At 63.4% G+C, this 13,333-nt stretch carries 13 protein-coding genes and 1 tRNA gene; 6 read left to right on the forward strand and 8 right to left on the reverse strand.

The features are described 5' to 3' along the window. Positions 1-127 precede the first annotated feature (127 nt). A complete protein-coding gene (gene ureG / locus SU48_RS10725; RefSeq protein ID WP_064015251.1) occupies positions 128-787 on the forward strand; it encodes an urease accessory protein UreG in 660 nt (219 codons plus the stop codon). Continuing rightward, a complete protein-coding gene (locus tag SU48_RS10730) occupies positions 784-1,593 on the forward strand; it encodes an urease accessory protein UreD (protein WP_064015252.1) in 810 nt (269 codons plus the stop codon). Before ureG ends, SU48_RS10730 begins: the two co-directional genes overlap by 4 nt. 58 nt (positions 1,594-1,651) lie before the next feature. On the opposite strand, the gene SU48_RS10735 is transcribed toward SU48_RS10730, so the two are convergent. Both SU48_RS10735 and SU48_RS10740 read right to left on the reverse strand, forming a co-directional pair. Further along, the gene (locus SU48_RS10735) at positions 1,652-3,370 is read right to left on the reverse strand and encodes a sensor domain-containing diguanylate cyclase (protein ID WP_082869748.1); all 1,719 of its coding nucleotides are present in this window, start codon (positions 3,368-3,370) and stop codon (positions 1,652-1,654) included. A 117-nt stretch (positions 3,371-3,487) separates the two neighbouring features. Continuing rightward, positions 3,488-5,188: an adenine deaminase C-terminal domain-containing protein gene (locus tag SU48_RS10740; protein WP_064015254.1), complete on the reverse strand. Its 1,701-nt coding sequence runs from the start codon at positions 5,186-5,188 to the stop codon at positions 3,488-3,490. Positions 5,189-5,308: 120 nt separating this feature from the next. On the opposite strand from SU48_RS10740, the gene plsY reads away from it, so the two are divergent. Both plsY and SU48_RS10750 read left to right on the forward strand, forming a co-directional pair. Continuing rightward, positions 5,309-5,899, forward strand: a complete 591-nt coding sequence (gene plsY, locus SU48_RS10745; protein ID WP_064015255.1) for a glycerol-3-phosphate 1-O-acyltransferase PlsY — start codon at positions 5,309-5,311, stop codon at positions 5,897-5,899. 310 nt (positions 5,900-6,209) lie between these two features. Beyond that, the gene (locus SU48_RS10750; protein ID WP_064016002.1) at positions 6,210-6,533 is read left to right on the forward strand and encodes a hypothetical protein; all 324 of its coding nucleotides are present in this window, start codon (positions 6,210-6,212) and stop codon (positions 6,531-6,533) included. Positions 6,534-6,546: 13 nt separating this feature from the next. Here the strand turns inward: SU48_RS10750 and SU48_RS10755 are convergent, their stop codons facing one another. Continuing rightward, a complete protein-coding gene (locus tag SU48_RS10755; RefSeq protein ID WP_064015256.1) occupies positions 6,547-7,038 on the reverse strand; it encodes an AAA family ATPase in 492 nt (163 codons plus the stop codon). 270 nt (positions 7,039-7,308) lie between these two features. Here SU48_RS10755 and SU48_RS10760 point away from each other — a divergent pair, with 270 nt between their 5' ends. Further along, on the forward strand, positions 7,309-8,331 hold the full coding sequence (locus SU48_RS10760; RefSeq protein ID WP_064016003.1) for an aspartate-semialdehyde dehydrogenase: 1,023 nt from the start codon (positions 7,309-7,311) through the stop codon (positions 8,329-8,331). Positions 8,332-8,432: 101 nt separating this feature from the next. On the opposite strand, the gene SU48_RS10765 is transcribed toward SU48_RS10760, so the two are convergent. Then, positions 8,433-8,522, reverse strand: a tRNA-Ser gene (locus tag SU48_RS10765). Positions 8,523-8,764: 242 nt separating this feature from the next. Here SU48_RS10765 and murJ point away from each other — a divergent pair. Beyond that, positions 8,765-10,240 carry a murein biosynthesis integral membrane protein MurJ gene (gene murJ / locus SU48_RS10770; protein WP_064016004.1) on the forward strand — a complete coding sequence of 492 codons (1,476 nt, stop codon included), beginning with the start codon at positions 8,765-8,767 and terminating at the stop codon, positions 10,238-10,240. 24 nt (positions 10,241-10,264) lie between these two features. Here the strand turns inward: murJ and SU48_RS10775 are convergent, their stop codons facing one another. The 4 genes from SU48_RS10775 to SU48_RS10790 form a co-directional block, all read right to left on the reverse strand. Next, positions 10,265-10,597: a hypothetical protein gene (locus tag SU48_RS10775; RefSeq protein WP_064015257.1), complete on the reverse strand. Its 333-nt coding sequence runs from the start codon at positions 10,595-10,597 to the stop codon at positions 10,265-10,267. A 135-nt stretch (positions 10,598-10,732) separates the two neighbouring features. Continuing rightward, positions 10,733-11,080, reverse strand: coding sequence for a hypothetical protein (locus SU48_RS10780; RefSeq protein WP_064015258.1), 348 nt, complete (start codon positions 11,078-11,080; stop codon positions 10,733-10,735). A gap of 85 nt (positions 11,081-11,165) precedes the next feature. Further along, complete coding sequence (locus tag SU48_RS10785; protein ID WP_064015259.1) at positions 11,166-12,362, reverse strand: CofH family radical SAM protein; 1,197 nt, start codon at positions 12,360-12,362, stop codon at positions 11,166-11,168. A gap of 69 nt (positions 12,363-12,431) precedes the next feature. After that, positions 12,432-13,313, reverse strand: a complete 882-nt coding sequence (locus SU48_RS10790) for a HAMP domain-containing protein (protein ID WP_064015260.1) — start codon at positions 13,311-13,313, stop codon at positions 12,432-12,434. Positions 13,314-13,333 lie beyond the last annotated feature (20 nt).

A 13,333-nucleotide genomic window follows, 5' to 3' on the forward strand; every position in this document is an offset into this window, starting at 1 on the left:
TCGGGGAAACGTGTCTTTGGTCACAGGGTAGACGATAGAATTCAGTTTGTCTACAGATGAATTTAAGCGGCAATTATGCTCACATCAAACCAGCCTAACCCAACCAAAATGCGCCAGACTACTCGGCGTGACTCTCTCCCCTGCTCCGCTTAAAATTGGCGTCGGTGGCCCGGTGGGTTCGGGCAAAACGGCGCTGCTGGAGGTGCTGTGCCGCACCTTGCGGGAGCGGTACGCCCTCGCCGTCATCACCAACGATATCTACACTTTCGAGGATCAGCGTATTCTGACCGCCGCTGCGGCCCTGCCTGCCGAGCGCATCCGGGGCGTACAAACAGGTGGCTGCCCGCACACCGCCATCCGTGAGGACACGTCGCTGAATCAGGAGGCGGTGGAGGCGCTGGAAGCTGATTTTCCGGGCGTGGAACTGATTTTTATAGAGTCGGGCGGCGACAATCTGGCCTCCAGCTTTTCACCGGAACTGGTAGACGCGTGGCTATTCGTACTGGACGTATCGGGCGGAGAAAAAGTGCCGCGCAAGGGTGGCCCCGGCGTGCGGAACTCCGATCTGCTGGTCATCAACAAAATAGACCTCGCGCCGTATGTAGGAGCCGATTTGCGCGTGATGGACGCCGACGCACGGGCGCAAAGAACAGTGGGCGAGGAAGTCAGGCCGTATGTCTTCACTGACCTCAAACGTGGGCTGGGCGTGGCGGAAGTGATCGCGTGGATCGAACACGATCTGCTGTTTAAGGATGTCGCGCCGCCCAAGATCGGGTTGCAGGAATGACGAGCAGCACGCTGGGCCAACGCACCCGCACAGGCCTGCTGCACCTGACATTCGAGCAGCAGCGGGGCAAAACTGTGCTGACCCGCGACTTGCAAAAAGCGCCGCTGATGATCATTCGGCCCTTCGAGTTGCCCTGCGGCACGCTGATGGTGTTCGTGGTCAATCCCACTGGCGGCGTGCTGGGCGGCGATCACAGCGAAATCGTGGCCGAGGTAGGCGCGGGCGCACGGGTTTTAATTCTCACGCAGTCGGCCACGCGGCTTCAGCCTTCGCCGTCTGGGGCAGTGGCGACGCAGGATATCCGCTTTACGGTGGCGTCAGGCGGGCGGCTGGAATACTACCCGGAGCGCACCATTCCCTTTGCGGGCAGCGCCTTTCACCAGACCTTGCGGGCCGACTTCCAAGACGGCGCAGAACTGGGCCTGACCGAAACGCTGGCCTCTGGGCGCGTGCAGATGGGCGAGCGGTTGGCCTTTGCCGAGTACCGCAGCCGGGTCGAAATTTGGCGCGGCGGGGAGCGCCTGTATCTGGATCACTTGCGGCTCAAGCCGACTGAATCCACCCGCGCACCGGGGATTTGGAGCGACTGGGATTACGCGGCCAGCGGCGTGTGGGTGGGCGCTGGAGAACTCGCAGATTGGCCCGCTGTACCCAGCCAACTGGCTTGCGGCCACACGGCAGGCGGCGCGGTGTGGCTGCGTGCGGCGGCGGCGCGGGGGCCAACGCTAGACCGGGAGCTGACTGCTGCGCGGGAAAGTCTGCGGGCGCAACTGTTCGGGGCGCGGCCTTTGCAGGTACGGCGGTAAGGCGGGGGCAGCCGCTTCCGGGCGTGTGCGGGTCTAGGACATGAACACTCAAGCGCCCCTACAACACCGTCGGCCCACCGAATTCATCGGCCAGCCAGACTCGCCCCTTCTCGCGCTTTTTGCCCCTCAGCAGGGCTGTATCGGCCCGCAGGAGCAGCAGGTGAGAGGCCTCTTCGATCTCCTCTAAGGTGGACGGCGCGGCCACAGCCTGCTCGTAAAAGACCAGCCCCGCCGTCGCGCCCAACTGGTGCGGAACTTCGTTGACCGTCATGGGCCGCCGCATGATGGCCTGCATGATGCCCTCCACACGCAGCCGCACGGCCTCTCGGGTCGCGCCGTGTACGATCAGAGCAAATTCGTCGCCGCCCAGCCGCCCCAGGGTGTCTCCTACCCGCGCCGCACTGAGCAAGCTCGCGCCCACCGCGTGCAGTACCTCGTCGCCCACCGCGTGCCCGTAGGTGTCGTTCACGGCCTTAAAGCCGTCCAGATCCAAGATCACGACCCCCAGTTCTCCGGCGTGGGGGTTGGTGGCCTTGTGGCGCACATCCTCGCTGAGTTGGGCCAATAGGCTGGCGCGGTTCCGCAATCCGGTCAGGGCGTCAGTGGTGGCTTGCCGCTGCAACGCCGCAAACGGCTGGGTGGCGCTAAAGGCCAGCGGCCACGCGATCAGGGCGCTCAGGAGGGCCATCACCGCGATGATGATCAGATGCTGACGGAACACACCGTCCAGTTCGCCCGTAAAGTCGGATTCGGGCGCGTACACGCCCACCACCCAGCTGATGCCCGGCTGAACCTCCACCCGGCGCAGGATGGCCGCGTAGGGTTCCGTGCCCACCAGATAGCGCCGCGTCACCTCGCTGCTGGGGCCTTCTTCTCCGGCCAAGCTCGGCACACCGCCGTCGTCCAGTAGGGCTTGCAGAGCCGGATCGCCCACTTCGGTCAGGGCGGGAACACGGCCCTGAATCCTGCGCGGCCATGCACGGGACGCGGCGATGGCGTGGCCGTCCGAATCGGTAATAAAGGCGCGGGCACGCGGCGTCAGCTGCACCTGCTGCAGCATTCGGGTCAGGCCGCTGAGCTGCATGTCTACGCCGACCACCAGTTCGCGGCCATCCAATCCCTGCTGCACCGCCGACACCGTGATGCCCGGCAACTGCGAAGAGGTGAAGACGTAGGGCGCAGTCCAGACGATCTGGCCGGGGCGAGCCACAGCCAGGGTGTACCAGGGCCGCGTGCGGGGGTCATACGGATCGGCGGGCGTGGACTGCGAGGTTACGCGGCCCGCCTCGTTCAGGGTGGTCACCGTGGTTCGGCGCTGCGGCGGAGGCTCGATGACCTTGATGTACTGCCCCGCTCCGTCGCGCCGCACAAACACGAAGCGGCCATCGGGCTGGCCCACCAGCACGGCGTCCAGCTGCGGGGTCGCGTCCAGCAGAGTGCCAAACGTCTGGCTCAGCGCCCCGGAGTCGTAGGCGTTGGTCTGACCGGAAGCGATCAGAGAGGACGTGATCCGCACGATCTGAACCGACGTTTGCAGATAAGAACGGGCACTGTCAGCCGTGACACGCACCAGTTTCTGGAGGTTCTGGCGGGCCTGCGCCTGCACCACGGCTTCCCCGCCGCGCCGATTGGCCAACAGCACCCCCGTGACTGTGCCGATCTGGGTCAGCAGCAAGGCCAGCAGAATGAGGAAGCGAGTCCATGAAAAAGCGCGTGACGCTTGGGCAGGTGTCAGAACAGTGGTACTGCGATCAGGTTTGGAAACGGTGAATGCCATACGGATGTTAAAAACCTCACGCTACTTTAGGTGATCAAGCAGCACAAACGCCTCACAAATTTGCTGTTTGGAGCCGCGCCCACGTTGTTTTATAGGAGAAGATTAGACTACTCGCGTTCAGTTGTGGTCAGCTCCCCCGATCATCTGCCACGCCCCCACATCCAGCAGGCCGCGCGGCGTGAGTTTCAGGGCCGGAATAACCGTGAGGCCCAGGAAGCTGAGGGTGGTGACTGGGTAGGGCAACACGCAGCCCAACGCCCGCACCGCCGCCGTGATTTGGCCCACAGCTGCCGCCGCTGCATGTGGATCGGCATCGGTCATCAGGCCCGCGTAGGGCAGGGGAAGCGAAGCCCGCACTTCGCCGCCTGCCACCACCACCACGCCGCCGCCCAACTGCTCCAGCGCCGCGCCCGCTGCCCGGATGTCGGCGTCGGTGCCACCCAAAAAAGCCGCGTTGTGTGCGTCGTGCAGCACGCTGATGCCCAAGGTGCCACCCGTTAAGCCCGTGCCGGACGTCCAGCAGGTGCTATGCGCCGTCTGACCCGGCCCCGCGCGTCCGTAGCGGTCTGCCACCACTAGGCGTGTGTCGCCGCTGCCGGGTGCGCCCATTCCGGTGGTGATCTGATCGGGCCGCACCTCCATCACGGGCCAGTGGGCGGGAACATCGAAGGTGGCGGCGCTCCAGCCTGCGCCCAAGTCCACGCCCCCACCCGGCAGCGGCGGCGTACTGCTTCCAGCCCGCGCTTCCTGCCCGCCTACGAAGGTTTCCAGCACTTCAAAACCTGCCAAATCCTTCAGCAATACACAGTCGGCGTGGTAGCCCGGTGCAAGTAGGCCGTAATCGTGCAGGCCCCAGTATTCGGCGGGATTGCAGGTCACGAGGGCTACCGCATCGGCGGGGTGCAGGCCGCCCGACACACACATTCTGAGCAAGCGGTCTAGATGTCCGAGTTCCAAGAGTTCGTCTACGCTCACGTCGTCGCTGACCAACATGGCGCGGCGCGGGCCTTCCCTCAGCACGGGCAACAGCGCCGCCAAGTTGCGGGCCGCCGAACCCTCGCGCACCATCAGCCACAGGCCCGCCCGCAAGCGCTCGCGGGCTTCTTCCGGGGTGGTAGCCTCATGGTCGGAATGCAGGCCCGCCGCCGCGTAAGCGTGCAGGTCTCGCCCCCCCACCCCCGACGCGTGGCCGTCCATGCGCCGCGCCGCGCCGAATCCCCCTGCTCTGCGCCCCGCTTCCAGTACCTCCCACACGCCGGGATCGGCATTCAGTACGCCCGGATAATTCATCATTTCAGCGAGGCCCAGCACGCTGGGGAGGGCCAGCATTTCGGCAATGTCGGCGGCCCCGACTGCCGCTCCGCCCTGTTCGAATTCGCTGGCAGGCACGCACGACGGCGCGGAGGCCCAGACGCGCAGGCCAGAGCTTCGGCCCGCGTCCAGCATCCAGCCCAAACCCGCCGCGCCCACCACGTTCACCAGTTCGTGCGGCTCGGCCACGATTCCAGTCGTGCCGCGTGGCAACACCGCCCGAGCAAAGCCCGCCGGGGTCAGCAAGCTCGATTCGATATGAACGTGGCCGTCCATGAAACCGGGCGCGAGGAAAGCCCCGCGTGCCCCCACAACCCGCGCCGCACCGTACCCCGGCCCGAAGGCGGCGATTCGGCCTTCTGCGATCACCACATCGGCCTCAAACACTTCGCGGGTGGCGGGCTGTACCACCGACGCGCCGCGAATCAGCAGATCGCCGTCCTCCTGACCGCGTGCCACCCGCACCAGCCGTTGCCTCTGCTCTACCGTCAGCGCCGCCGAAATCATGGGGCAGTGTACTGAGTCGGGAAGGGGAGTGGTGCAGATGAATGCAGCAGTCCAATAAAACCGACAGACTAAGCCCATCAACACCGCGCCCCCAAAGAAAGGCAGCGTACAATTCTGGGCGTGACTCTGACTGCGGTTCTGGCTGTCCTGATTTCTTACGCCCTCGGTTCGCTTCCGGCGGCGGCGTGGTTGGCCCGCGCACGCGGCATCGACATTCGCACGGTGGGCAGCGGCAACAGCGGCGCAACCAACATGATGCGGGCGGCGGGCAAAGGCCCAGCGGTGGCGGTGGCAACCTTCGACGTGCTGAAAGGCGTGCTGGTGATCTGGATAGCGCGGTGGCTGGGCCTCGGTGAAAATGTGGCGGCCCTGTGCGGCATCGCCGCCGTCATCGGCCACAATTTCAGCCCGTTCTTGCAGTTCCGGGGCGGCAAAGGCGCAGCTACCACCTTCGGCGTCATGGTGTCGCTCGTTCCAGTGGTAGGCATCGGCACGGCAGTTATTTTTCTGACGACAGTCTGGCTCACGCGCCTCGTGTCGGCGGGCAGCATTCTGGGCGTCATCGCGGGAACGCTGGTAGCAGTGGTCACAGGCCAAAGCGTGTGGCTGTGCCTTGCCATCGCCGCGCTGTCGGCCCTGCTGATCTACCAACACCGCGACAATATCGGGCGGCTGACGGGCGGGAACGAGCGGCGGTTGGGGGAGAAGTAGGGGTTAGGTTTGTGGGTGAACCCGCGTTGCTTTGCAACGCCCCCCCTTGACTTGAAAAGCTCCGCAGGAGAGGGGAGGACAACAGCTGTTGCGCTCTCTTTGACTGGTACAGCCCGGAGGGAGGGGGGCTGGCCCGGAGGGAGGGGGGCTGGCCCGCAGGGACTGGGAGGTTTACACGCAGCATCACTTTCATTTGCAAGGCCAACACCCCAGTTCATCCCCCTCACTGACCCGGTGCGCTATTCTGTGGGGGTCACACAACTGACATATTGCCCGGACGGTGGTCAGCCCGCCCGGCCCGGAGTGGTTCATGCCCGCCAGAATCCGCATTTACGGCAAAGAAGCGACGTTTACGCAGGGCCACTGGTCTTGCGAAGACGACAGCCTGCTTGCCATGTTAGAAGCCCTCGCAGACCCCCGCGCCAACACCGAGGAGCAGGAGCAGTTGCACGCGCTGTACGCCGCTGGGCGCTTTGGCGGGGCAGTGGCGACTGCCGAGGGCGACTGGAAAACCGCCCCTCACCCCGAAGCCGAAATCAAGCTGGAAGACTTTGCCCCCGCTACGCCGCGCAGCACGCCGGAAAGCTTGGCGAACAAGGCCGGATGGCTGGGGTTCCTCAAGCGCAAGAAGTAGCAGGCCAAAAGCCTTAGCCCGTCCCCAGCGCCGCCAATTGATCCGCAATTTCGGCCACGCTGAAGCGGGACGTATCTAGTTCAAGCGTGGCCCGCGCCCTCAGCAGCGGCTCTACCCACTCCAGGTGCTGCACGATCTGTTCGCGCTCTGCCGCCGTTTTGCCATACGAATTGTTGCTGCGGGCCGCGATCCGACTCAGCATGACTTCTAGGGACGCACTCAGCAACACGATTTGATTGAAGTACGAGTAGAACTGGCCCTGATTGGACTTGCAGCCGGACACGAACAGGGCCGTTTCGTGTGGGGCGCTCAGCAATGCCTCTATTCGGTCTGTACGCCAGATCCAGTCGGGTTGTGCCGATTCGTCTGTGTGCCACTCGCACCATTTGTCGGAGTCGGTGTCTATGGCCGCGAACCCACGAGCCGCCAACGCCTCTATCACCGACGATTTACCCGTGCCCGACATGCCGGTGATCAGGATGCGCTGTGTGGGGATACGCTGCATGGGACGAGTCTACAGACCTACCCCCCTAGCCCGCCCGCTTGACCTGCACCCGCTGGGCCGCTACCGTTGGGTCATGCTTTGCCGTCCCACCATTCAGCACACCAACACTCAGGGAACTCTTACCACCTGAGCGGCGGTCTGCTGGATTGTTCAAGCCAACAGCACCGCCCCGCGAAGAGTCGTCGGGCGGTTTTTTTTGGTGGAAGTCGTTCAAACACTGTTAAACACTGTGCAGGACTTTTTTTCTGGGAGGATAGACCTATGAGCGGACTGAAAGTAGCGATTGTTGGGGCCACGGGCGCAGTGGGACACGAGTTGATGAAGGTGCTGGAGAACAGCACGCTGGACTTTAGCGAGTTGCAGCTCTACGCCTCACCCCGTTCGGCGGGCCTGAAACTGCCGTTTCGGGGGCAGGAGTTGACCGTGCAGGCCACCCCGGAAGGCGCAATCGACGCCGACGTGATTCTGGCTTCGGCGGGCGGCAGCATCAGTAAGGCATTGGCCCCGGCGTGGGTGGCGGGCGGCGCACTGGTGATCGACAATTCCAGCGCCTTCCGCTACGACGCGGACGTGCCGTTGGTGGTACCGGAAGTGAACGGGCAAGCCGCACTGGGGCACAAGGGCATTATTGCCAACCCGAACTGCACCACCGCTATTGCTGTAGTCGCCGTTGCACCGCTACACCGCAAATACGGCGTGAAACGCATGATCGTTTCGACCTATCAGGCCACCAGCGGCGCGGGCCAGAAGGGGATGGAAGAACTGCTGGAGCAGACGCACATGCAGCTTCACGGCAAAGAGGCCACCGCCAGCGTGTTCGCCCACCCGATTCCCTTCAACGTGATTCCGCACATCGACGCCTTTCAGGACAACGGCTACACTAAAGAGGAAATGAAAGTGGCGTGGGAAACCCGCAAGATTTTGGGCGACGAAAACCTGATCATTTCCTGTACCGCCGTGCGGATTCCTACGCTGCGTACCCACAGTGAGGCCATTACGCTGGAGCTGGAGCGCCCCGCCACGCCCGACGAAGCCCGCGAACTGCTGCGCCATACCGCCGGGGTAGAAGTGCGTGACGACCCCGAAGCCAAGCTGTACCCCATGCCCCTCACCGCCAGCGGCAAATACGACGTGGAAGTAGGGCGAATCCGCGCCAGCCTCGCGTTTGAAGGCGGCCTAGAACTGTTCGTGGCGGGTGACCAACTGCTGAAGGGGGCAGCCCTGAATGCCGTGCAGATCGCGGAATACTTGCAGGCACAGGGGGCGCTGAAGCCGAGAGCGGGTGCAGTCTAAGAACGTGGTGTTGGTGTTCACCACGTTCCACGATCCACACTCGTGTTAAGCAAAAAGAAGCTGCCCCAGACATCATCTGTCCGGGGCAGTTCTTTGGTCTTTGGCGAAGAGGGTGGGATTCGAACCCACGATACAGTTGCCCGTACTTCAGTTTTCGAGACTGACCCATTCAACCACTCTGGCACCTCTCCGCACTGCCGCTGGGCGCATGGCCCCACAAGCAAGAGGGAGTTTACCACAGCTTTTGGGGGGGCGCGAGAGGTCAGGGCCGCAGTGAGGCGCTACAGTTGACCGCGTGACCGTCCCGCCTTCCGGCCCTCCAAACACTCCCCCAGTCATTCAAATCGACTTTCAGGACAGTACGCCCGCCGATACCGGGGGGCCAAAAAAGCCCGTGCCGCAAAAATCCATCCGGCGCAACACCCTGATCGTGATGGCCGGAACGCTGGGATCGCGCTTGTCGGGCATCGTGAGGGCGCAGATTATGGCGCTGTTTGGCAATACCTTGCTGGACGCTTTCTTAGCCGCCGTCAAGATTCCCAACCTCTTGCGCGAACTGCTGGCCGAAGGTGCGCTGGTCAACTCGTTTATTCCGGTGTACAAAACGTTGGACGCCGCAGAGCGCAAGGCCCTCGCATCGGCTTTTTCGGGCGTGCTGATCGCCGTGAATCTCGTGTTGATGGCGGCGGGAATCTTGGCCGCGCCCCTGATCGTAGACCTGCTGCTGGCCGCCAATTCCAACGTAGACCGGGCGCTGGCCGTGTACATGACGCAACTGGTGATGCCGTTTTTGATGCTGATCAGCCTGTCCAGCGTTGCGATGGGCCTGCTGAACGCCGACGAACATTTCCGCGAATCCAGCTTTGCGCCAGTGGCCTTCAACATCGCCTCCATCATCGCGCTGCTGCTGCTACCCGATACGGCCACTTGGCTGGCGTTCGGGTGGCTGATCGGCGGGGTGGCGCAATTGGTGGTGCAACTGCCCGCGCTACGGCGCTTTGGACTGCTGCCCACGCCCGCGCTCAGGCGGCATCCAGCGCTGGGGCGGGTGTTGCGGCAAATGGCCCCCTTTACCTTAACGGCGGGCGCACGGCAATTCCTGAATCTATATGTCACACGCCTGCTCAGCGACGGCACCCAGTTCCGGGCCGGAACCCAATCAGGCTACTTTTACGCTGAAACGTTGTTCAGTTTGGTCAACGGCCTCTTCGTGGTGTCGCCCGCGCTGGCATTGTTGCCCCGGTTTTCCCAACACGCCGCCGAGAAAGACTGGCCTGCTTTCCGGGCGCTGACCGTGCAAGCGGTTCGCAGCACCACTTTTCTGGCCGCGCCTATGGGGGCGCTGTTGGTGGCGCTCGCGCCATATGCGGTCAGTCTGTTCAACCTGCGCCCCAATTTCGATGTGCCGCGCTTCGAGGCCGGAACCGGAATCCTGACTGGCTGGGCGCTGGCCTTGGTGCCGTGGGCCATTGTCACCATTTTGCTGAGAACCTTCTATGCCCGCGAGCGCACCCGCGAAGCCGTGATTATCAGCGCCATCGGCTTTGTGCTGGAAGTGGGGCTCTACAGCCTGCTGGTGCCGCCACTGGGGCTCCTGGGCTTTGGTGTCAGCACCACCATCAGCGGTATTTTGATGGCCGGGGCGTTGGCGTGGCTCTATCGCCGCGCTCTAGGCTTTCCATCGCGCCAGATCGCCGCGCACCTGGCCCGCATCTTGCCAATGGCGGCGGTGGCCGGGGCGTTGGCGTGGTTCATTTCACGCCTGATGCCCGAACCCGGATTTATCTTGCCGGGAATGCTGGGGCTGGCGGTGGCGGGCGGCGCGGGCTTGGCGGCTTATTTGGGGCTGGCGGTGGCCCTCAAAATGCCGGAAGTGGCGGGCGTGATGCGGCGGCTGAAGCGGTCATAGGCTTCAGCCTACAAAACCCCCAACCTACACAAACCAAAGCACCACCCGCACCGCCGCGCCCGCGTCCTCGTACACGCGGGCGAAGGCTTGCCATGCAGGGAGCGTGATGGGGTCGTCGTCTGCTGCCGCCAAAACTGCCAGCTCCGGCCCAGTCAAGAACGTCGCGCCAAAGGCCTGAGCTTCTTCCTGACCTGCACGCGCACCCGCCCCCGGCTCTGGCGGCCAGCCGCGCCCAGACAGCGTTGCTTCATCCAGCAGCGCCAGCAGATGACGGCCTGAGCCATGCTCGAAGCTGGCTACCTCGTACCAACTCTCCCCTATCCGGGCCTCGCAGACGGCGAAGACGAGGGCGCTCATAAATAATTGCGATGAGTCGAAGACGAATCCGACTGGAAGGAGCAGCAAAAAAGACGGGAGAGCGAAGGTGGACGAACATCCGGTGGGGTTGCGGATGTTCGGGAATCGTAGCTCGCCTGTCTCATTTGATCTGCCTCATTCGATCTGCCACACGATCAGCCTCGCGGGGCGGCCCATGCCCTCGAAGGCGCGGGTCAGGGCGTGCCATGCGCGGAACTGGGCGGCCAATTCGGGTGGCGCGTGACCCAGCAACCGCCCAAGTTCAGAGGCGGCCAAGTAGGTCGGCACGGCGATGACTTCCTCTTCAAACAGGAGTTCGGCCTCTAGCGTCACGCTCAGGTCGGGGGGATGGCCGCGCCCACTGATTCCCGCCGAGGCCAGCACGGTCAGGAAATCCCGCACTGCGGCGAGGTGAAAATGCGCTTCCAGACGCCACGCGCCCTCGCCGTAACTTTCACAGGCGACAAAGACGAGGGCACTCATGCGGCCTATTGTGGCGGAAAAGCAGATGCAAAAGCACTGAAAAGCTAGAGCAGAGGCTTCAGAAACCCCGTCCTGTCGAGCTTGCTCAGCCGGGAGCGCCCACCGCACGCGCCGCTTCGGGATTGGCGTCGGCACGGTTCAGCACAGCGTCCACATCGGGCCGGTCAATGATCTGAAAGCGGCTGTTGCGAATGGCCGGGTCAAATCCAGCGTCTACGGCGATGCGGATCAGTTCGCGCACGGTGGCGTGATGCCGCCCATGCCCGCCCGCCGCGCTGACCACGTTTTCTTCCAGCATGGTGGAGCCGAGGTCGTTCGCGCCGTAATACAGGGCCGCCTGCGCCACTTTAAAGCCCTGTGCGGGCCACGACGCCTGAATATTCACGATGTTGTCCAGCGCGATTCGGGCGATGGCAAGTTGCTGCAAATACTCGTGCGCGGTGGCCCCCGGGGCCTTGCCGTGCAGCCGGGTATGCTCGGTTTGCAGCGTCCACATGGCAAAGCCGCTAAAGCCGTTGCCGCCGTACTCGGCCTGCGCCTTGTCCTGCTGGTCACGGATTTTGAGCAGATGGCGGGTGCGCTGCGCGTAGGTTTCGCCGAAGCCGATGACCATCGTGGAAATCGTGTACAGCCCCTTTTGCTGCGCCGCATCCAGAATGCGGAACCAGTCGGCGCTGCGAATGCGGGCAGGCGCGGCTTTGGCCCGCACTTCATCTTCCAGAATCTCGCCGCCTGCACCCGGCAGGCCGTCCAATCCCGCCTCGATCAGCGTATCCAGCAACGTGTTCAGGTCTAGCCCGAAGTTTTTTTCCATGAACAGCACTTCTTCGGGCGAAAAGGCGTCGATGCGAATGCTGGGGTGGTGGGCTTTGACGTGGCGCAGCAGGCCCAAGTAGTAGTCCAGCCCCAGCGCCGGATTCACGCCGCCTTGCAGCAAAATGCGCGTGCCGTTCACCGCTTCCAGTTCCCGAATCTTGGCGCTGACCGTTTCGTAATCCAGCGTATAGCTGTCTTTTTGGCGGCCCGTGCGGTAAAAGGCGCAGAAGTTGCAGCCCACGTTGCAGATATTGGTGTAATTGATGTTCCTGTCGATCAGGAACGTGACCGTGTTGGGGTCTCGGCGAGTCAGGCGCAGTTCGTGGGCCACCGCCGCCACGTCGGGCAAGGGCAGGTGATACAACGACTCAATTTCTTCGGCGTTCAGGCGCTCGCCCCGTGCGGCCCTGTCCAGCACCGCGAACCGGGCAGAGTCGGGGGTGGGCAGCAGTGCGGGGGCCGTCATGGGCTTACGCTAGCACTGGGCGGGGCTGTGAATGTCCCATCGGGGGATGAATGGCGCGTCTTGCACCGTTTACATCCGAGCCATGATGGTTTCTAGGCTAAAGCGCATGCGCTCTACCGATTCGGCCAGTTCGCCAAGTTCATCTTTGGCGTCGGCGTCTATCGGCTGATCGAGTTCGCCCATGCTGATGGCCGTGACCCGCGCCGACAACCGTTGAATCCGGCCAATCAGGGCGTTGGCGAACAGGGCCGCGCCGACTGCCGTCAGCAGCACCACCAGCAAGGTCAGGAGGGCGGTGGGAGCCAAACTTGCCAGCACGCGCTCGCGGATGTACTGCTCGCTGAGGCCCAGCACCACCACGCCCACGCCTCCGGGCAACGGGTAGCCGGTCAGGGTGGTTTGCCGGTTGCCCAGCACCTTGGTCAGGGCCGGGGGCGTGACCTGCGCCGCGGTGGGTTCAAATTTGCCGATCTTCTGGCTGTAGGCGCTGATGGGCTTCACGTCCGCCCCCATCAGCCGAATAAAGTTTTGGCGCAGCACCGAAGTTTCGACGCTGGAGCCTTGAAAGCTGCTGTCGTAGGCGGCCAGCAAGGTGCCGTCTTGGTTGTACACGCTGGCAAAATGCAGCGGCGTGGCCCCCAACGCCACCAGTTCCATCAGGCGCATCTGCACGCTGTCCTGAATATCGTTGCTGCTCAGGGGTTTGCCCGACGAGTCCATGAGTTCCTGCACGCCCATCCCGAACACCGACGACGATTGCGCGGTGGCCCGCACCAACAGCCCCCGGTATTCGTTGGCGTGGCGGCCCGACATCAGCGCAAGCATCAGGGTTGCCAGCACCAACAGAGGTACCAGCACCAGCAAAAAAATCTTGAGTTTCAGTGACAGCTTGAGTGGAGACAACTTGACCGCAGACAACTTGGCTGGAGACGCTTTAGATGCGGTAAACATAGAGTTCACTCCTTGGAGGA

Origin of the sequence: Deinococcus puniceus (assembly GCF_001644565.1) — a bacterium.
Classification (GTDB): Bacteria; Deinococcota; Deinococci; order Deinococcales; family Deinococcaceae; genus Deinococcus; species Deinococcus puniceus.